This window comes from Streptomyces sp. NPDC098101, assembly GCF_044760185.1.
Taxonomy (GTDB): domain Bacteria; phylum Actinomycetota; class Actinomycetes; order Streptomycetales; family Streptomycetaceae; genus Streptomyces.
Genome location: NZ_JBIWAS010000001.1, coordinates 1,658,675 through 1,677,126 on the forward strand (window position 1 = coordinate 1,658,675; position 18,452 = coordinate 1,677,126).

At 73.6% G+C, this 18,452-nt stretch carries 18 protein-coding genes; 13 read left to right on the plus strand and 5 right to left on the minus strand.

Translation table 11 applies throughout. The annotated features are described in order from the left end of the window. Positions 1–97 precede the first annotated feature (97 nt). From ACIQVI_RS06980 to ACIQVI_RS07000, 5 genes are all read left to right on the plus strand, one after another. Positions 98–1,054 (plus strand): LysR family transcriptional regulator, encoded by a 957-nt coding sequence (locus ACIQVI_RS06980; protein ID WP_403592013.1) that lies wholly within the window; start codon positions 98–100, stop codon positions 1,052–1,054. Then, the gene (locus ACIQVI_RS06985) at positions 1,036–1,938 is read left to right on the plus strand and encodes a serine hydrolase (RefSeq protein ID WP_403592016.1); all 903 of its coding nucleotides are present in this window, start codon (positions 1,036–1,038) and stop codon (positions 1,936–1,938) included. Before ACIQVI_RS06980 ends, ACIQVI_RS06985 begins: the two co-directional genes overlap by 19 nt. A gap of 153 nt (positions 1,939–2,091) precedes the next feature. Further along, positions 2,092–2,664, plus strand: coding sequence for an antibiotic biosynthesis monooxygenase (locus tag ACIQVI_RS06990; RefSeq protein WP_403592019.1), 573 nt, complete (start codon positions 2,092–2,094; stop codon positions 2,662–2,664). Positions 2,665–2,878: 214 nt separating this feature from the next. Beyond that, entirely contained in the window at positions 2,879–3,472 is a 594-nt protein-coding gene (locus tag ACIQVI_RS06995; protein WP_403592022.1) for an RNA polymerase sigma factor, read from the plus strand. Further along, a complete protein-coding gene (locus ACIQVI_RS07000; protein ID WP_403592025.1) occupies positions 3,469–3,831 on the plus strand; it encodes a hypothetical protein in 363 nt (120 codons plus the stop codon). Before ACIQVI_RS06995 ends, ACIQVI_RS07000 begins: the two co-directional genes overlap by 4 nt. 77 nt (positions 3,832–3,908) lie before the next feature. Here ACIQVI_RS07000 and ACIQVI_RS07005 read toward each other — a convergent pair whose 3' ends face one another. Next, the gene (locus ACIQVI_RS07005) at positions 3,909–4,643 is read right to left on the minus strand and encodes a dienelactone hydrolase family protein (RefSeq protein WP_403592028.1); all 735 of its coding nucleotides are present in this window, start codon (positions 4,641–4,643) and stop codon (positions 3,909–3,911) included. A gap of 563 nt (positions 4,644–5,206) precedes the next feature. Between ACIQVI_RS07005 and ACIQVI_RS07010 the strand changes: the two genes are divergently transcribed. The 3 genes from ACIQVI_RS07010 to xdhC are packed head-to-tail and all read left to right on the plus strand — an operon-like array spanning position 5,207 to position 9,853. Next, a complete protein-coding gene (locus ACIQVI_RS07010; RefSeq protein WP_403592031.1) occupies positions 5,207–6,670 on the plus strand; it encodes a xanthine dehydrogenase small subunit in 1,464 nt (487 codons plus the stop codon). Beyond that, entirely contained in the window at positions 6,667–9,042 is a 2,376-nt protein-coding gene (gene xdhB, locus ACIQVI_RS07015; RefSeq protein WP_403592033.1) for a xanthine dehydrogenase molybdopterin binding subunit, read from the plus strand. Before ACIQVI_RS07010 ends, xdhB begins: the two co-directional genes overlap by 4 nt. A gap of 1 nt (position 9,043) precedes the next feature. Beyond that, positions 9,044–9,853: a xanthine dehydrogenase accessory protein XdhC gene (xdhC, locus tag ACIQVI_RS07020; RefSeq protein WP_351968877.1), complete on the plus strand. Its 810-nt coding sequence runs from the start codon at positions 9,044–9,046 to the stop codon at positions 9,851–9,853. A gap of 27 nt (positions 9,854–9,880) precedes the next feature. Here the strand turns inward: xdhC and ACIQVI_RS07025 are convergent, their stop codons facing one another. From ACIQVI_RS07025 to ACIQVI_RS07035, 3 genes are all read right to left on the minus strand, one after another. Continuing rightward, complete coding sequence (locus ACIQVI_RS07025) at positions 9,881–10,312, minus strand: DUF6003 family protein (RefSeq protein ID WP_403592037.1); 432 nt, start codon at positions 10,310–10,312, stop codon at positions 9,881–9,883. 124 nt (positions 10,313–10,436) lie between these two features. Then, a complete protein-coding gene (locus ACIQVI_RS07030; RefSeq protein ID WP_403592040.1) occupies positions 10,437–11,333 on the minus strand; it encodes a sucrase ferredoxin in 897 nt (298 codons plus the stop codon). A 10-nt stretch (positions 11,334–11,343) separates the two neighbouring features. Beyond that, positions 11,344–12,549 (minus strand): cupin domain-containing protein, encoded by a 1,206-nt coding sequence (locus ACIQVI_RS07035; RefSeq protein WP_403592043.1) that lies wholly within the window; start codon positions 12,547–12,549, stop codon positions 11,344–11,346. A gap of 44 nt (positions 12,550–12,593) precedes the next feature. Here ACIQVI_RS07035 and ACIQVI_RS07040 point away from each other — a divergent pair, with 44 nt between their 5' ends. Then, positions 12,594–12,959 (plus strand): hypothetical protein, encoded by a 366-nt coding sequence (locus ACIQVI_RS07040; RefSeq protein ID WP_403592046.1) that lies wholly within the window; start codon positions 12,594–12,596, stop codon positions 12,957–12,959. A gap of 130 nt (positions 12,960–13,089) precedes the next feature. Here ACIQVI_RS07040 and ACIQVI_RS07045 read toward each other — a convergent pair whose 3' ends face one another. Beyond that, a complete protein-coding gene (locus tag ACIQVI_RS07045; RefSeq protein ID WP_403592049.1) occupies positions 13,090–13,746 on the minus strand; it encodes a DUF6518 family protein in 657 nt (218 codons plus the stop codon). Between the two features lie 160 nt (positions 13,747–13,906). Between ACIQVI_RS07045 and ACIQVI_RS07050 the strand changes: the two genes are divergently transcribed. The 4 genes from ACIQVI_RS07050 (at position 13,907) to ACIQVI_RS07065 (ending at position 18,365) form a co-directional block, all read left to right on the plus strand. Then, a complete protein-coding gene (locus tag ACIQVI_RS07050) occupies positions 13,907–14,311 on the plus strand; it encodes a GntR family transcriptional regulator (protein WP_351968884.1) in 405 nt (134 codons plus the stop codon). Next, positions 14,308–15,204, plus strand: coding sequence for an ABC transporter ATP-binding protein (locus tag ACIQVI_RS07055; protein ID WP_403592052.1), 897 nt, complete (start codon positions 14,308–14,310; stop codon positions 15,202–15,204). The genes ACIQVI_RS07050 and ACIQVI_RS07055 overlap by 4 nt, the downstream gene beginning before the upstream one ends. Further along, positions 15,201–16,205: an ABC transporter permease subunit gene (locus ACIQVI_RS07060; RefSeq protein WP_403592055.1), complete on the plus strand. Its 1,005-nt coding sequence runs from the start codon at positions 15,201–15,203 to the stop codon at positions 16,203–16,205. The genes ACIQVI_RS07055 and ACIQVI_RS07060 overlap by 4 nt, the downstream gene beginning before the upstream one ends. A 369-nt stretch (positions 16,206–16,574) precedes the next feature. After that, on the plus strand, positions 16,575–18,365 hold the full coding sequence (locus ACIQVI_RS07065; RefSeq protein ID WP_403592058.1) for a bifunctional metallophosphatase/5'-nucleotidase: 1,791 nt from the start codon (positions 16,575–16,577) through the stop codon (positions 18,363–18,365). Positions 18,366–18,452: the final 87 nt, after the last annotated feature.

Consider the following 18,452-nt stretch of genomic DNA (forward strand, 5'->3'; position numbering starts at 1 on the left):
GACCACATTCGCCCGCCGCCGCCATGCGGTCCAATGCCGACACGTGCCGTTCCATGCGGAATCGGCATGGGACGCGACGGCGCATAGGCTGCGGAGCGTGGATCTGGTGGCAGCGAGTCGAGCCTTCGTCAGCGTCGGCGAACACGGCAGTTTCACCGTCGGGGCGGCCGCGGCCGGCATGTCCCAGCCGGTGGCCAGCCGTCGCGTCGCCGCGCTGGAGGAGCACGTGGGCGAGCGGCTCTTCGAACGCACGGCGCGGCGCGCGGTGCTCACCCCGTTCGGCCGGGACCTGCTGCCCTCGGCACGGGCCCTGGTGCGCGCCGCCGACGTCCTGCTCCACGAGGCCGAGACGGCACGGCGCCGACCGTGGCGGATCGCGGTGCCCGGCGTCTGCGGCACGGTGGCCCTCGCGCGCCTCGTCGCCGACGCCCGGGCCCTCGGGATCGCCCTCGACCTGCGGGCCGCGCCGCCCGCCGAACGCCGGGACCTGGTACGCACCCGGCAGGTGCGGGCCGCCGTACTGGCCGTGCCGCCCGACGAGGCGGTCTGGTCGGTGCCGCTGGGCGTCGCCACGGCCGCCGACCCCGGCGCGCGCCGCTTCTGGCTGGAGTCCCTGCGGGTCGGCCGGACCGACCCGGGCCCGGCGCGGAGACTGTGGATCCAGCCCGAGGACGACGTGCCGCACGTCCGCGACCCACTGGTACGGCTGCGGGACGCGGTCGGCCTGCGCCCCGCGCAGTTCGTCGCGGCGACCGACCTGACGGACGCGGTGGCCGACGTGCTGTACGGGGACGACCTGCTGCTCTGCTCGCCCGGACAGGCCGCCGAACTCGGCCTGCGCTGGCGCCCGATGGGCGAACCGGCCCCGGCCCGGGGGTTCGCGCTCCACGCGGCGGACGGCGGCGACCCGGCCGGAACGGTCAGCCGCCTGGGCCGCGCCCTCGCCCGCTGCCTGGGCGCGGACGAGCCCCCGGCAGGGAACGCGGACACGGGTACGGGCGGGGACGGAACGGACGGGAAGCGGAAGGCGGGCGCGTGCGCACCGACACACTGATCGGCGAGGTCGAGCGACGGCTGACGGACGGCGGACTGCGGGGCTGCCTCCTGGTACGCGACCTGCGCACCGGCGAGGAGATCGGCGTCGACCCGGACACCGCCCTCCCCTCGGCCTCCCTGGTCAAGGTCCCCCTGGCGGTGGCGACCCTCGAACGCATCCGGCGCGGCGAACTCGACGGCGCCACCCCGCTCGACGTCGCCCCGGGACGCAGCACCGCTCCCGGGCCCACCGGCCTGACCCGCTTCCGCCACCCCGCGCGGATCGCCGTCGACGATCTGCTCTACCTGAGCACCTGCCTGAGCGACGAACGGGCCGCCGACACCCTCTTCGCCCTCACCCCGCCCGCCCATGTGACCGCCCTCCTGCGGGAGTTCGGCATCCACGGCATCTCCGTGCGCCACACCGCCGACGAACTCAGCGACACCCCCGTCGAACGCTTCGACACCGCCCAGGCCCACCTCGCGCACGCGCTGGCCATCGACGCCGGCACCGGCGGACGCGGCCACCGGGTGCCGCAGCTCGACACGACACGTGCCAACACCGGCAGCGCCCGGGCATGGGTCGACCTGCTCCAGGAGCTCTGGACACCCACGGCCCTCCACCCGGGGGTCGCGGAAGCCGTGCGCGGACTGATGCTGCACAACGTGCTCCGCCAGCGCCTCACCCCCGACTTCGCCTCGGACGCCACCACCTGGTGGTCCAAGACCGGCACCCTGCTCAACCTCCGGCACGAGATCGGCGTGGTGGAGCACGCCGACGGCGGCGCCTACGCCGTCGCGGTGCTCACCGAATCCCTGGTGCCGGCCGCCGTCCAGCCCGGCGCGGACGCGCTGATGGGCCAGGCGGCCCGGACACTGCGCGACCACCTGCGCCACGTCTGACCGGCCCGGTCCACGCCCGCCACCGGCCGGCGGTGCCGCCTTCCCGGACCGCCACGGAGCCGGAAGGACCGGAGCCGACGCGGCCCCGCACGGCGCGGCCCCGCACGGCGCGTACAGTACCCGGGGGCGCGGCGAGATCACGAGGAGTACGTCTTGACCGCGGTCAGCCCCGAGCACGCCACCGTTCCCGCCGACACCGGCGAGGTCACCCTCCTGATAGCCCGCCGGGTCGACCCCGGCCACGAAGCCGCCTTCGAACGGTGGGCGAAGGGCATCCTCGACACCGCGGCCACTTTCCCCGGCCACCTCGGCCACGGGTTCTTCCGCTCCTCCGGAGGCGACGCCCCCTGGTTCCTCGTCCACCGTTTCCGCGACGCCGCGGCATGTCGGACCTGGCAGGAGTCGCCCGAGCGCGCGGCCTGGTTCGCGGACTGCGCGGGACACCACCACACCGAGGTCGCCCGGCGGAAACTGACCGGCATGGAGACCTGGTTCGCCGAGCCGGGCTCCGTCCGGCCCGCGCCGCCCCGGTGGAAGATGGCGATCGGCGCGACCCTCGCCGTCTATCCGATCTCCGTCCTCGGCGGCCTCTTCCTCCTGCCCCACCTGGCCGCGCTCCCCCTCCTCCTCAGCAGCGCCGTCACGGCCTGCGTCTTCAACGCGCTCATGACGTACGTGGCGATGCCGGCGGTCAGCAGGCTCCTGCGCGGCTGGCTCACCCCGTAGGCACCGCGCCCGGCGCCGGCGCGGGCCGTGGACATTCCCCGGCACGAGGGCGAATCCTTTCGTGCCCGCCCCGCCTCTCATGAACGTGCGGACGACCCCGTCCGCTCCACGACCCACCGGGAGGAACCCATGACCACCGTCGTCATCGCCACGGCCGCCGCGCTGCTGCTGTGCGCGTGCACCGTCACGGTGCTGCGCCGCCGGAGGCGTCGGCGTGGCTGACCGCACCTGGCCCGGCGCGACCCTGGTCGCCGCGGCGCAGCGCGGTGACGCGGAGGCGCTCACCGCCCTGGTCCACGGCTCGTACCCCCACGTGCACCGGTTCGCGCGCACCCTGTGCGCCACACCTCAGGACGCCGAGGACGCCGCCCAGGAAGCGCTGCTCGTCCTCTACCGCAAGATCGGCATGTTGCGGGCCTCCGGAGCGCTGGCGTCGTGGATGTTCCGGATCGTCCGCAACGAGTGCCTGCGCCGCACCCGCGCCCTGCTCTCCCACGGCCCGCCCGCCCCGGGCCACCCCGGGGCGGCCGACGAGGGCCACGCATCCGGCGACGCCGTACGGTCCGCCGAGGAGGAGGCCCTGCTGCTCCTGGAGGCCGAACGCGTCGGAGCCGTCATCGCCGCCCTGCCGGCCGACCAGCGCCAGGTACTGATCATGCGGGACGTCCAGGGCCTTCCCGGCCGTGCCGTCGCGGGCCGGCTCGGGCTGAGCACCGCCGCGATGAAGTCCCGTCTGCACCGGGCCCGTTCGGCGGTACGCGAAGCACTGCGCGAGGAGCCGGCATCCACGGAAGGACGAGGCCGATGACACCCGACCTCACCAAGACCGACCTCACCAAGACCGACCTCACCACGATCGACCTCACCACGATCGACCCCGCCTCGTCCGGCGTCCCCGCCGGTGACCGCGCGCCACGGCGCGGCGGCTTCGCGAGCGCCACCGTCCCGCGCCACCTGGCCCGCGGCGCGATCGGCTTCGGCGCGCTCGTCGGTTCACTGGTTCTGTTCCGGGCCGTCGGGCCCATGGGTCTGCTGCTCGCCCCGATCGGTCTGGTCGCCCTGCGCGGCTGCCCGATGTGCTGGGCCGTCGGCCTCGTGGAGACGGTCTCCGCCGGGCGGCTGCGCCGCTCCTGCGCCGAGGGGAGTTGCACGCTGCGACGCACCTGACGACCGCGCCGGGAGCGGACCGGTGCCTCCCTGCGCGACGCGCGGAAGGTCACCGGCCCGCTGTCCGCCGACAGGCCCTACTTCAGGTGCCGGGTGAAGAACCGGGCCGCGGCGTCCCCCGCGTACGGAGGGACGCCGGTGTGCCCGCCCATGTTGGCGTGCAGCGTCTTCTCCTCGGAGCCGAAGGCGTCGAACAGGTCCAGGGCCGCCTGCCGGTCGTTCCCTTCGTCGTCCCACTGCAACAGGACGTGCAGCGGGACGGTGACCCGGCGGGCCTCCTCGAACATGGCGGCGGGCACCAGGCTCCCGGCGAACAGCACGGCGGCCGAGACGCGCGGCTCTACCACCGCGAGCCGGATGCCGACGGAGATCACTCCTCCCGAGTACCCGACCGGGCCGCCGATCCCGGGCAGTGTCAGGAGGGCGTCCAGGGCGGCCCGCCACTCGGGCACCGACTCCTCCACGAGGGGGAGGACGAGGGCGTCGACGATCCCGCCGTCGACCGGCCCGCCGGCCTCCAGGGCCCGGCGCAGATCGGCACGGGCCCGTTCGGCTCCGGCCAGCGGGGGCCGGTCGCCGCTTCCGGGAAGCTCGATGGTGGCCGAGGCGAAGCCGTCCGCCGCCGCCTGCCGGGCCCGGTCCACCAGCCGGGGATACATCCTGCGGAGCCCGAGCGGCGGGTGGCCGAGCAGGATCAGCGGCGCCGGTGCGGGGGAGGAGGCGGGCGTCCACAGGATGCCGGGGATGCCGCCGAGGGTGAATGCGCGTTCGAGGACGCCGTCGTCGAGGCGTCGTTCGGAGAGGAAGTGCACGGTCGTGCCTTTCGGGAGTGCTCTGGAACGGCGCTCCCGGACGACCTATCGCCCGACCGTAACCCCTGAGGGGAGCACCCATGTCGATACTGCGTTCACGGGTACCACCTCCTCGTTCTCTCGCACGGCCTCCGGAAACGTAGCAGCGATCGCGACGGTCCGCCAGGAGGAACGACGACCACCGCTCCGTCACGCCCTTCCCTTGACCTCCACGGCGCCGGCCACTAGCTTGCCGGTCAGCGTCGTCCCACAGCTCCCGGAAGGAGGCGACCCGCGGATGTCCACCCACTCCGACCTCGGTCGCCTCGTCGAGTGCACCGCCTGGGTCCCGGGCCAGATCGCGCACGGCTGCTGAACGCGCCCCTTATCTCCCGCGCCCGTCCACGGCGCATCGCGGGTCTCGTAAATCCCCGCCGCTTTCCCCCATCTTTTTCCAGTACCTCGCTGACGCACGCCCTCTTGCGCACCTCCCTCCCGCGCGGCGCGTCCGAGCACAGAAAGCTGTCTGAAACATTGACGAACACGATGAACCGCTCGTCCGCGCGCCGAAACGCAGGCCTGTCGTGACGGCGGCGCGCATCACGGTCAACGGCGACGAAGCGCCGATCTCACCGGCCGCGCCCCACACCACGGTCCTCGACTTCCTGCGCGAGCGCGGCCTCACCGGCACCAAGGAGGGCTGTGCCGAGGGCGAGTGCGGGGCCTGCGCGGTCCTGGTCGCCCGCCCCGGGACGCACGAGCCCACCGACTGGGTGGCCGTCAACGCCTGTCTGCTCCCGGTCGCGGCCCTCGACGGCCAGGAGGTCGTCACCTCGGAGGGCCTCGCCACCACCGCCGAGGCCGGCACGCCGGCCGCCCTGCACCCGGTGCAGGAGGAGATGGCGGTCCGCGGCGGCTCCCAATGCGGCTACTGCACACCGGGGTTCGTCTGCAGCATGGCCGCCGAGTACTACCGGCCCGACCGCCGGGCACCCGCGGACCCGGCTGCCCGCACCGACCCCGAGCACGGTCCGAACGGCTTCGACCTGCACGCGCTGAGCGGCAACTTGTGCCGCTGCACCGGCTACCGACCCATCCGCGACGCCGCCTTCGCCGTCGGCACGCCCCCGGAAGGGGACCCCCTGGCCCGGCGCCGCGAGCAGTCCCCGCCGGAACCGGTGGCCACCGAGTACACCCGGGACGACCGTACGTTCCTGCGGAGGAACACCCTGGACGAAACGCTGCGGCTGCTGCGGGAGCGGCCCGACGCCGTGGTGATCGCCGGATCCACCGACTGGGGCGTGGAGGTCAACCTCCTCTCCCGGCGGGCGGATTGCGTCGTCGCCGTCGACCGGCTGCCCGAACTGCGCGAACTGCGGGTCGCGTCCGACCGCATCGAGATCGGAGCGGCGCTCACGCTCACCGAGATCGAACGCCGCCTCGACGGCTCCGTGCCGCTCCTCGCCGAACTCTTCCCGCAGTTCGCCTCCCGGCTCATCCGCAACGGCGCGACCCTCGGCGGCAACCTGGGAACCGGATCCCCCATCGGAGACAGCCTGCCGGTCCTGCTCGCGCTCGACGCGTCGGTGGTCCTCGCCGACGCCGACGGCGAGCGCGAGGTCCCGCTCGCGGACTACTTCACCGGCTACCGGCAGAGCGTGCGCCGCCCCGGCGAGCTGATCCGCGCGGTGCGCGTCCCGCTGCCCCTGTCGCCGGTCACCTCCTTCCACAAGATCGCCAAGCGCCGCTTCGACGACATCTCCGGCGTGGCGGTCGCCTTCGCGCTCGACATCGAGGACGGCACGGTCCGCAAGGCGCGCATCGGCCTGGGCGGCGTGGCCGCCACCCCGATCCGCGCCCTCGCCACCGAGGCCGCCCTGGAGGGCGAGCCGTGGACCGAGGAGACCGTCGAGGCCGCGGCCCGGGTGCTGCGGACCCAGGGCACCCCCATGGACGACCACCGTGCCAGTGCCGCCTACCGTGCCGAGATGCTCGGCCAGAGCCTGAGGAAGCTGTACGTGCGAACCACCGGGACGGTGTCGTCATGAGCCACCTGTCCGAGCGTCCCGCGAAGCCCGTCGTCGGCGTCTCGATGCCGCACGAGAGCGCCCACCTGCACGTCACGGGCGCCGCGCTCTACACCGACGACCTGGTGCACCGCACCAAGGACGTGCTGCACGCCCACCCCGTCCAGGTCATGAAGGCCCGCGGCAGGATCACCGCGCTGCGCACCGGGCCCGCGCTCGCCGTGCCCGGCGTGGTCCGCGTACTGACCGGAGCCGACGTGCCCGGGGTCAACGACGCCGGGATGAAGCACGACGAACCGCTCTTCCCCGACGAGGTCATGTTCCACGGCCACGCGGTCGCCTGGGTGCTCGGCGAGACCGCGGAGGCGGCCCGCCTCGGCGCGGCGGCCGTCGAGGTGGAACTCGACGAACGGCCCTCCCTGATCTCCCTGCGGGACGCGATCGCCGCCGGGAGCTTCCACGGCGCCCGGCCCGTGATGCTCACCGGCGACGTCGACGCCGGCTTCGCCGACTCCGCGCACGTCTTCTCGGGCGAGTTCCAGTTCTCCGACCAGGAGCACTTCTACCTGGAGACGCACGCGGCGCTGGCCCTGGTCGACGAGAACGGGCAGATGTTCGTCCAGAGCAGCACCCAGCACCCCTCGGAGACGCAGGAGATCGTCGCGCACGTGCTCGGACTGCCCAGTCACGAGGTGACCGTGCAGTGCCTCCGGATGGGCGGCGGCTTCGGCGGCAAGGAGATGCAGCCGCACGGGTTCGCGGCCGTCGCCGCGCTCGGCGCCAGGCTGACCGGCCGGCCGGTCCGGGTCCGGCTCAACAGGACCCAGGACCTGACCATGTCCGGCAAGCGCCACGGCTTCCACGCCGAGTGGAGGATCGGCTTCGACGCCGACGGCCGCATCCAGGCCCTGGACGCCACCCTGACCGCGGACGGCGGCTGGAGCCTCGACCTGTCCGAGCCGGTGGTCGCCCGCGCGCTGTGCCACATCGACAACACCTACTGGATCCCGAACGCCCGCGTCGCCGGCCGCGTCGCCAAGACCAACAAGGTCTCCAACACCGCCTTCCGCGGCTTCGGCGGACCCCAGGGCATGTTGGTGATCGAGGACATCATGGGCCGGTGCGCGCCGCTGCTCGGCCTCGACCCCATGGAGCTGCGGGAACGCAACTTCTACCGCCCGGGGCAGGGTCAGACGACGCCGTACGGACAGCCGGTCGCCCACGCCGAACGGATCTCCACCGTCTGGCGGCAGGTCCAGGACGACGGCGACGTCGCCCACCGCCGGCGCGAGATCGCGGCGTTCAACGCCGCGCATCCGCACACCAAGCGGGGGCTCGCCGTCACCGGCATCAAGTTCGGCATCTCGTTCAACCTCACCGCCTTCAACCAGGGCGGCGCGCTCGTGCTGATCTACAAGGACGGCTCGGTCCTGGTCAACCACGGCGGCACCGAGATGGGCCAGGGACTGCACACCAAGATGCTGCAGGTCGCCGCGACCACCCTGGGCATCCCGCTCCACAAGGTCCGCCTCGCCCCGACCCGGACCGACAAGGTGCCCAACACCTCCGCCACCGCCGCCAGCGCCGGGGCCGACCTCAACGGCGGGGCGGTGAAGAACGCCTGCGAGCAGCTGCGCGAACGCCTGACGCGGGTGGCCGCCACCCGGCTGGGCGCGAACGCCTCCGACGTACGGATCGTCGAGGGCGTCGCCCGCGTCCTCGGCGGCGACGGGGAACTGCCCTGGGACGACCTGGTCCGCACCGCCTACTTCCAGCGGGTCCAGCTGTCGGCGGCCGGCTTCTACCGCACCGAGGGCCTCCACTGGGACGCGAAGACGTTCCGGGGCTCGCCGTTCAAGTACTTCTCCTACGGCGCCGCGGCGGCCGAGGTCGAGGTGGACGGCTTCACCGGCGCGTACCGCATCCGGCGGGTGGACATCGTCCACGACGTCGGCGACAGCCTCTCCCCGATGATCGACATCGGCCAGGTCGAGGGCGGCTTCGTCCAGGGCGCGGGGTGGCTCACCCTCGAAGACCTGCGCTGGGACACCGGCGACGGACCGCACCGCGGCCGACTGCTGACCAGGGCGGCGAGCACGTACAAGCTGCCCAGCTTCTCCGAGATGCCCGAGGAGTTCCACGTGCGCCTCCTGGAGAACGCCACCGAGGAGGGCGCGGTCTACGGCTCCAAGGCCGTGGGCGAGCCCCCGCTGATGCTGGCCTTCTCGGTACGGGAGGCACTGCGGCAGGCCGCCGCGGCGTTCGGCCCCGCCGGAACCGGCGTGGAACTCGCCTCGCCCGCCACGCCGGAGGCGGTGTACTGGGCGGTCGAGGCGGCCCGCCGGGCCGGCGACGCCGCCCGGCCCGGGGCGGAAGCGTCGCGCGGTGCCTGACATGACCTGGGTCACCGCGGTCGCGCGGCTGCGGGCCCGCCGGGAGCCCGGCGTGCTCGTGACCGTCGCGGCCGTGCGCGGCCACGCCCCCCGCGACGCCGGCGCGAAACTCGTCGTGGGGCGGACCGAGACGTGGGGCTCGATCGGCGGCGGCAACGTCGAGGCGGTCGCGATCGACCGGGCCCGGGAGCTGATCGCCGCGCCCGCGCCCGAACCGGAGCTGATCGACTTCGCCCTGAACGACAAGGTGACCAACCGCCACGGCGTGCAGTGCTGCGGCGGGACGGTCTCGGTCCTGCTCGAACCCCTGCCGGTGGTACGGACGGTGGCGATCTTCGGCGTCGGGCACGTCGGAATGGAACTGGCCCGCATCCTGGCCCGTCAGGACCTCGACCTCCACCTGATCGACAGCCGCTCCGCCGTCCTGGCCGAGGACCGGCTCGCCGTCCTCGCGGACGCGGTGGCGGCGGTACGGGTCCACCACACGCCCCTGCTGCCCGAGGAGGTCCTGGAACAACTGCCGCGCGGCACCCACGTCCTGGTCATGACCCACGACCACGCCGAGGACGCCGCCCTGTGCGACGCGGCGCTGCGCACGCCCCACCTGGGGTCCGTCGGGCTGATCGGCTCGTCGGCCAAATGGGGGCGCTTCCGCAAGCGCCTCCTCACGGAGGGCGGTCACGACGAGGCCGCCGTCGACCGGATCAAGACCCCGATCGGACTCGCCGACATCACCGGCAAGGAACCCGCGACCATCGCCGTGAGCGTCGCCGCCGACCTGCTGCGCACCTTCGAGACCGAAGGGAACTGACGCCCGGCGCCGACGGAGAGCCGCGGTTCAGGAACGGGGCGCGGACGGCAGGGAGGCGGGATCCACCCCGGACAGCTCCACGATGCGGTGGGCCGGCACGCCGGCCGCCAGCGCCTTGTGCAGCAGGGCTTCGCGGCCCTCCTCGCTGTCGCGGTAGGCCAGCAGCTCCTCCTCGACGGCCGCCACCGGATCGGTCGCACCGGCCCGGCGCACCCGCTCCAGCTCCTCCCCGTCCAGCGGCACCGGCAGCCGCTCGGCCTCCTCGGGAATCATCCCGGTCTGCTCCGGCGGCACGACGCGCAGCGCCGGGGAGTTCACATCGGTCCCGTGGGCGTCGAGCCAGGCCCGCACGGCCGGGGTCCCCAGACACTCCAGCTCCCCGACGAGGGAGACGGGCGTGCCCCGCCAGCCCGGGCCGAGGTCGGTGTCGACGAGAAAGAGGTAGGCGTCGTCAGTCATGGCGGTCACTTCCCAGGGTGTGCCGTGGTGTTCGTTGCGCTTCTGCCTACCCCCTTCCGGCTCCGTCATGACCACCGGCACGACGGACGGGATCTTCCCGCTCGCACCGCCGCCGGGCGCCGGATCAGCCGACGTGGAGCGAGACGACCTCGTAGGACACCGCCGAGGCGGCGCCCAGGCCGCGGCAGGTGAGCCGGAGGGGAGGGGAGCGGTGGGCGCGGACCTCGACGTCGAAGGCCGAGAGGCCGGCGAGGCGGCCGGTGACGCGGATCCGCCACCGGTCGCCCTCGCGGACCGTCTCCTCGATCGCGTAGTCGTGCCGACCCGACGGGCCCGCGTGCCGGAGCACGGCGGACAGGGCGGCCTGCTGGGACGGGACGAGGTCGGTGTAGCCGCGCAGGTGGTCCGCGCCGATGCGGTCCGCCAGGTGGCCTTCGAGCACCGTCACCGCCGAGGCGGCGTCGAGGTTGCCGTAGTAGACGCCGTCGGGCGCGACGACGACGTTGGCGGCGAACCGGTCGCCCCCCACGTGCGTGCACTCCCACACCAGCTCGGGCCAGCGGTCGCTCAGCGCGCGCCCCACCGGACGGCCCCGGACGGCGCAGCAGGCGTCGTGCGTGCCGTGGGCGCAGACGAGGACGACGGGCGGGTGGTCCCGCTCTCCGGGCGCGTCCAGGGCGTCGACGATCTCCGCCAGGTCCTTGTCGTTCCGCCAGACGCCCCACTTCTGGCGGTGGGCGCCGTCCCCGTCGTACCGCAGGACGGCCCAGCGCGGCGGATCGTCCGGCCTGCGGCGCCCGTGGCGCCTGATCAGCAGCATCCGGGCGCGCAGCGCCTGGGCGGCGGCGTACACCCGTGCCTTGACCTCCGGTTCGAGGTCGAGGCCGTCGAAGCCGTTGGGCGGCCAGCCGGCCCGGTGCTCGATGAGGATCCAGACCGAGCCGTACGGCGCGGTGCCCGCGAGCGCGTCGCCGCGCAGCCGGGCCGCGTCGGCGCAGAAGAAGCGCGCGGGAGCCGTCATGCCGCCCGCTTCACGGCCCGGCAGGCACCAGGACGCCCGCCCGCAGAAGTCGTTCGACGAAGGGAAGACCGAGGTCACCGGCGTGGTGGACCTCCCCGTCGAGGATCCGGCGCACCCGTGGCAGGTCCGCCTCCGGGAAGTCGAGCCAGCCCACACGGGTGGAGAGCCGCCCGCCGTCGAGCCGTGCCTCCAGCGCCTCGCGCAGCCGCACCGGCGTCGCGGCCGAGAGCCCGTCGACGGCCGCGAGCTGCGCCAGCGGCCCCAGGGGCCCGGGCCGCGCCTGGCCGCGACGGGCGCGGTGGAACAGGGGAGCGGGATCGGCCTCGGCGAGGGCGGCGACGAGACGCCGGCGCACGAGGTCGAGTTCGCCGTCCGGCCCCTCCACGCCCAGCGGGAGGGAGCCGCGCATCTCCGGGTCGTCGCGCAGGAGCGCGAGGGCGGCCCGCGCGAGCTGTTCGGCGAGCGCGTGCCGCGTCCAGACGTGGACGCCGAGCGTCACGTGGATCGACACCGCGCCCTGCGCCTCGGCGGCGTGCAGCCAGCCGCGCGGCAGGTAGAGGACGTCGCCCGGTTCGAGCACGGTGTCGAGGTACGCCTCGCCCCGGGCGGCGTCGGCGACGGCGGAGCGGTGGTCGGTCCAGGGCTGGTCGCGCAGCGGGTCCGGGTGCACGGGCTCGTGGACGATCCAGCGCTTGGTGCCGGCGATCTGGAGGACGAAGACGTCGTGGACGTCGTGGTGGTCGTCGAACCCGCGGTTCTGCGGCGGGGTGACGTACGCGTTGGCCTGCACCGGGTGCCCCAGCTCCGTGCCGAGCCGCGACGCGAGGTCCGCGACCGGCTCCCAGGTGCGCTGCAGCGCCTGCAGGACCAGGGTGGCGCCGTCGGCGAAGCTCCGCCACAGGGCGGTGTCGTCGAGCTGGTCCGCGACCGTCGCGCCGACCCCTCCGGAGGAGGTGAACGAGGACTCGGGAAGGGTGGAGCCGTCCTTGGCGACGCGCAGGAACGGCGTGCGCAGCCCGCGCCGGGAGACCAGCTCGTCCACGGCGGACGCCGAGAACAGGTCGGAGAAGTCACCGGCCCCGCGCGTGAGCAGCGGGGCGCGCCCCCAGACGTCACGGGCGAAGTCCTCGCGGCTGAGGTGCGTCAGACGCGACTCGAGGACACCGCGGCCGGTGTCGGCGGCGGTGTCCCGAAGCGTCGTGGGGGCCGTGCTCAAACGCCGCGACCGGTCTCGTCGGCCGCGCCGTCGGCACCGCCGTCGTGCACGCCGGGCGTACCGGCAGCGCCACCGTCCGCAGGGCCTTCGGCTCCGCCGTCGGCACCGCCGTCATGGACGCCGGGCGTGCCCGCCGCGCCGCCGTCAGCGGGACCCTCGGCGCCCCCGTCGGCACCGCCGTCGTGCACGCCGGGCGTACCGGCAGCGCCACCGTCAGCGGGACCCTCGGCTCCGCCGTCGGCACCGCCGTCGTGGACGCCCGGCGTGCCCGCCGCGCCACCGTCCGCAGGGCCTTCGGCTCCGCCGTCGGCACCGCCGTCGTGCACGCCGGGCGTGCCCGCCGCGCCACCGTCAGCGGGGCCCTCCTGCTGGTTCGGGTCCTGCTCCGGGTGAGTCATGTTTCCTCCTGAGGATCGGACGACCGGGGATCGGTCGGTCCCGCTCGGAACCTCCCCGTACCCCCTACAAGCTCACTCACGCGGCTCGGAGCGGCAACCGGAGCGGGAGTCGGAGTGGGAGCCGGGACGGGACGAGGACGCGTCAGCCGAGGAGCCTCTCCAGGATCAGCTTGTGGAAGACGAGGTGGGCCACCAGCGAGAAGGCGACGGAGGTCAGCAGGGCCAGTCCGCGTTCCTTGTGGGTGCGGCCCATGAGCAGCGTCACGAGGACCAGGGCGGCGAGGCAGGCCCACGCCTGGGGCGCGTAGTGCAGGCCCCAGGCGTAGTGGACGGCCTCCATGCCGAAGACGCCCGCGAGGGCGGCGAGACCGATGACGCGCCGGTGCGGGTTGTCGCTCCGCCACCAGTGGCCCGCCACCCCGAACAGCGGACCGGCGACGAACGCCATGCCCAGCCAGACGAGGGGCGCGAACAGGGAGCCCATGCCGTCGCGCGCGACCTCCGCGTAGCCGTAGTACCCGATGACGAGACCGGACTCGGCGCACAGCCCCGCGACGGCGGCCACGGGCAGGCCGACCCGCCGGGCAAGCAGCGCGCCCGCGACGAACGCGGCGACGGACCAGACCGCGCCGGAGTTGGCGATCTGGTTCCAGGCCCCCGGGAGCCAGCCCTGGGCCAGGTTGGTCAGGACGCCGAGGAGGAGCCCTCCGGCACATGCCGACGCCGTCGCGAAGGCCCGGCTCCTTCCGCTCGCGGTGGACACCGGGGCGGTGACAGTGCTGACGGGGGACGCGTTCATGGCGGTACTCACTGTCTCTTTCGAGGTCGGAGAGGCGTCACGCCTCTCGGTGCAGTGGTGAGGATGCTCGGAACCGGCGGCGCGTTCCCTCGATGTGCCCGGCGCCTCGCTGTTGACGAGCCATCACATGAGGAAGCTAAAGTACTAGCTAACTAGATAAATGGAGGATCGGGTGATTGAGTTCCACCTGAACGAACGGTCCGGCGCGTCCCCGTACCAGCAGCTGGTCCAGCAGGTGCGCCACGCGCTGCGGCTGGGCCTGCTCGAGGAGGGGGACAGGCTTCCCACGGTCAAGGAGGTGGCCAGGCAGGTGGCGGTCAATCCGAACACCGTGCTCAAGGCCTACCGGGAGCTGGAGCACGAGGGCCTCGTGGCCGCCCGGCCGGGTGTGGGGACGTTCGTGACCCGCACGCTGGCCGACGCCTCGCTCGCCGCACACGCTCTCCTGCGCAAGGACCTGCAGCGCTGGCTGACCAAGGCGCGGCTGGCCGGCCTCGACGACGAGAACATCGAGGCGCTCTTCGTGAACACGTTTCGCAACGCCGCGGGAGAGGACGTAGCGTGAACACCGTCTTGCGAGCCCAGGGCCTGGGCAAGAAGTACAAGCAGCGCTGGGCGCTGCGCAACTGCGACCTGGACGTCCCCGTCGGCCGGGTGGTGGGCCTGGTCGGCCCCAACGGCGCCGGAAAGTCGACCCTGCTGAAACTGGCCTCCGGCATGTTGACCCCGACGGCCGGAACCATCGAAGTGTGCGGCGGGCGCCCCGCTGCGGGCGCGGAACAGCTGGCCAAGGTCGGCTTCGTCGCCCAGGACACCCCGGTCTACACCGCCCTGAGCGTCGCCGACCACCTCGACTTCGGCCGGCGCCTCAACCCGAACTGGGACGACGTCGTGGCGCGTGACCGGATCCGCCGCCTCGGCCTGGACCCCGAGCAGAAGGCCGGCAGGCTCTCCGGTGGCCAGCGCGCGCAGCTCGCCCTCACCCTGGGCATCGCCAAGCGGCCGGAGCTGCTCATCCTGGACGAGCCGGTCGCGGCACTGGACCCGCTCGCCCGGCGGGAGTTCATGCAGGACCTGATGGAGGCCGTCGCCGAGCACGAGCTGAGCGTCGTGCTCTCCTCCCACCTGGTCTCGGACGTGGAGCGGACCTGCGACTACGTCATCGTGCTGGTCGACTCCCGGGTGCAGGTGGCCGGCGACATCGACGACCTGGTCGCCCGCCACCACCGGCTCACCGGGCCGCGCCGCGACCCGGACGGGCTCCCTGCGGGCCGGCACGTCATCACCGCCAGCCACACCGATCGGCAGACCACCCTCCTGGTGCGCACCGACACCCCGGTCCACGACCCGTTCTGGACCGTCGGCCCGCTCGGCCTGGAAGACATCGTCCTGGCCTACATGACCCGGCCCGCCGATGCGGTACGCGACACCCGACCCGCGCTGGAGGTACTCCGATGATCTGGCTGACCTGGCGCCAGTTCCGCACCCAGGCCGCCGTGCTGTTCGCCGCCGTGGCCGCCTTCGCCGCGATCCTCGCGACCACCGGACCGCAACTGGCCGACCTCTACCGGACGGCCGGCAGCGGCCTGGCGGACCGGGTCTCCACCTCGGACCAGACCCTCTACTACACCGGACTGCTGGCCGTACTCGCCGTGCCGGCGGTCATCGGGATGTTCTGGGGCGCGCCGCTGGTCTCCCGGGAGCTGGAGACCGGCACCCACCACCTCGCGTGGAACCAGGGCGTCACCCGCACCCGCTGGCTGGCGGCCAAGCTGGGCCTCGGCACGGCGGCCTCCATGGCCGCCGCCGGACTGACCGCGCTCGCGGTGAGCTGGTGGAGCAGCCCCATCGACCGGGCCGTCGACGGCGGGGGAGCGACGGACACGTACTTCCCGCGTCTCGACCCCATGGCCTTCGCCGCACGGGGCGTCGTCCCCGTGGCCCACGCGGCCTTCGCCTTCGTCCTGGGCGTCGCCCTCGGCCTGCTCATCCGCCGCACCCTGCCCGCGATGGCCGCCACGTTCGCCCTCTACGCCGCCGTCCAGATCGCCGTGCCGACGTGGATCCGGGCGCACCTGGCCGCCACGGACCGGACCGTCGTGCCGATCGAGCCCGGCGGCGCCCCCATCAGCATCCAGGAGGACGCGAAGCGGATCGTCGCGCATCCCGAGGTGCCCGGTGCCTGGGAAACCTCCCAGCAGACGCTGGACGCCGCGGGCCGTCCCTCCGCCGTGCCGTCGTCCTTCGCCGACTGCCTGCGCACCGAGTCCGGCCCGCCCACCCTGCGGCAGTTCGACGGTTGCCTCGTCGACCTCGGCGCCCTGGGCTACCGGCAGCAGGTGACGTACCAGCCCGCCGGCAACTTCTGGGCCCTCCAATGGGCCGAGACCGGCCTCTACCTCGGCCTCGCCCTGGCCCTGACCGGACTCTGCGTCTGGTGGATCCGCCGTCTGGACTGACCGGTCGCGACCGGACGCGACCGGACGCGAAGAGGTCGGCCGAAGAGGTCGGCCGAAGGCGCCGACCGAGCACGCCGACCGAGCACGCCGACCGAGCACGCCGACCGAGCACGCCGACCGAGCACGCCGACCGAGCACGCCGACCGAGCACGACAGGCCGTATCGGCCGTCCGGCAGGAACCGTCTTAGCCCCCGGGGCCACGGCAGTTGGGCCCCCGGCCCCCTCCCGTTTCCATCGCCCGCCCGCCGGGCGGCACTTCGCTGAAGCGGTCATTCCCCATGCCTTGGACCGCAGCACGACGTTCATGGCCATGACACCCGCGCGGAGTGGGATGAGTGCGCTCGTCCCACTCCGAAGGAGTCATCGCCTTGAGAAACTTCCTTCGCCGGATCGGCGTCATCGCCGCGGGCACCGCCCTCCTCGGCGGCGCACTGTCCGTCTCACCGGCAGCCGCAGACGACACCGTAGACGTCCAACTCCTCAGCATCACCGACTTCCACGGCCACCTGCAGCCGCCCACCGCCGCGCAGGGCGGCTCCATCCCCACCGGGCGCGGCACCTCGGTCACCGTCGGCGGCGCCGCCTACCTCGCCACCCACCTCGAGCGGCTCCGTAGCGGCCACCCCCGCTCCGTCACCTTCGCCACCGGCGACAGCTTCGCCGGCTGGCCCTTCGAAGTGGACGCCTTCCAGGACGAACCGACGATCGAGGTCCTCAACAAGCTCGGCGTCCGCTTCTCCGCCATGGGCAACCACGAGCTCGACGTCTCCCCGGAGTTCCTGGTCCAGCACATGCAAGAGGGTCGCTGCTTCGGCCGGATCGACGTGGACAGCTGCTTCACGGACTCCACCGGACGCCGCTTCCACGGCGCCGACTTCGACTTCCAGTCGGGCAACGTCGTCGACGCGCGGACCGGCCGCCCGGTGGTCGACCCGTACCGCGTCGAGTGGTTCGCCTCCACCGGCGGCAAGCGGATCCCCGTCGGCTTCATCAGCACCACGGTGGAGGGGGCCGTCACCAACTCGACCTCCTTCCAGCCGAAGCTGCGCGCCCTCGACCAGGCGGAGACCATCGCGCGCTACACCGGGGAGCTCAAGCGGCGCGGCGTCGAGGCCATCGTCCTCAACGTGCACGAGGGCGGCTCGCCGAAGGACACCGCGAACGCGGGCTACGACGCCTGCGACGCCGTCTCCGGCCCGGTCTTCGAACTGGCGAAGAAGGTCCCCGCCGAGATCGACGCGATCGTCACGGGAGACTGGCACTGGCGCTTCAACTGCATGGTGCCCGACCCGGCCGGGGTACCGCGCCCGATCGTGGAGGCGGGCAACCACGGCGCCGTGATCAACGAGATCAACCTCTCCCTCGACCCGAGGACCGGTGAGGTCCTCAGGGACCGCACCCGGTCCGTCAACCACGCGGTGACACGCGACGTGGCACCGGACCCCGAGGTCCAGGGGATCGTCGACTACTGGGTCGAGCGCGGCGCCCGGCGGTTCGCCGAGCCGCTCGCCCGGCAGACGGGCTCCTTCACCCGGACGCCGAACGTCGCGGGGGAGAGCACCGCGGCCGACCTGTACGCCGACGCGCAGTACTGGAACGCCAACCGCACCCGCGCGGGGCGGGCCGACCTGGCGCTGATCTCCGCACGGCCCGCCAAGGGCAGCAACGCCGTCCGGGGCGACCTGCCGTTCGCCAAGGGCGCTCACCCCGCCGACGCGGACGGACGCATCCTGTTCGGCGAGTCCTGGAACGCCTACGGCTACGGAAACCCGGTCCTCACCGTCGGCGTGACGGGACGTCAGCTCGACGCGATCCTCGAACAGCAGTGGCAGACGCAGGCCGACGGCACGGTGAAGTCCGCACCGCTCGCCGTGTCCCGCAACGTCTCGTACAGCTACGACCCGGCCCGGCCGGTCGGCGACCGCGTCTCTCCCCGCGACGTGGTGATCAACGGCCGCCCGCTCGACCCCGCCCGCACCTACCGGGTCGCCGCCCTCGCCTACACGGTCATCGGGGCCGACGGATACGGCGCCTTCGCCGGCTACACCGCCCCCGTCCGCAACGGCCCCGACCACGAGAGCTTCGTGGAGTACCTCAAGGCCCGCAAGACGATCTCCCCGGCTCCCCTCGACCGCGTCCGCATCCGCGCCAAGAGCTGACGCGAGGCTCCCGACCCCGCGCACGCCCACCGCACTCCCGGTACCACCGCACTCCCGGTACCATCGCGCTCCCGACACCACCGGCCG

Coding starts and splice junctions, on each gene's coding strand:
- ACIQVI_RS07000 (WP_403592025.1), top strand. CDS start 3,469: ATGACACCCGACCTCACCAAGACCGACCTCACCAAGACCGACCTCACC.
- xdhB (WP_403592033.1), top strand. CDS start 6,667: ATGAGCCACCTGTCCGAGCGTCCCGCGAAGCCCGTCGTCGGCGTCTCG.
- xdhC (WP_351968877.1), top strand. CDS start 9,044: ATGACCTGGGTCACCGCGGTCGCGCGGCTGCGGGCCCGCCGGGAGCCC.
- ACIQVI_RS07025 (WP_403592037.1), bottom strand. CDS start 10,312: ATGACTGACGACGCCTACCTCTTTCTCGTCGACACCGACCTCGGCCCG.
- ACIQVI_RS07030 (WP_403592040.1), bottom strand. CDS start 11,333: ATGACGGCTCCCGCGCGCTTCTTCTGCGCCGACGCGGCCCGGCTGCGC.
- ACIQVI_RS07045 (WP_403592049.1), bottom strand. CDS start 13,746: ATGAACGCGTCCCCCGTCAGCACTGTCACCGCCCCGGTGTCCACCGCG.
- ACIQVI_RS07050 (WP_351968884.1), top strand. CDS start 13,907: ATGGAGGATCGGGTGATTGAGTTCCACCTGAACGAACGGTCCGGCGCG.
- ACIQVI_RS07060 (WP_403592055.1), top strand. CDS start 15,201: ATGATCTGGCTGACCTGGCGCCAGTTCCGCACCCAGGCCGCCGTGCTG.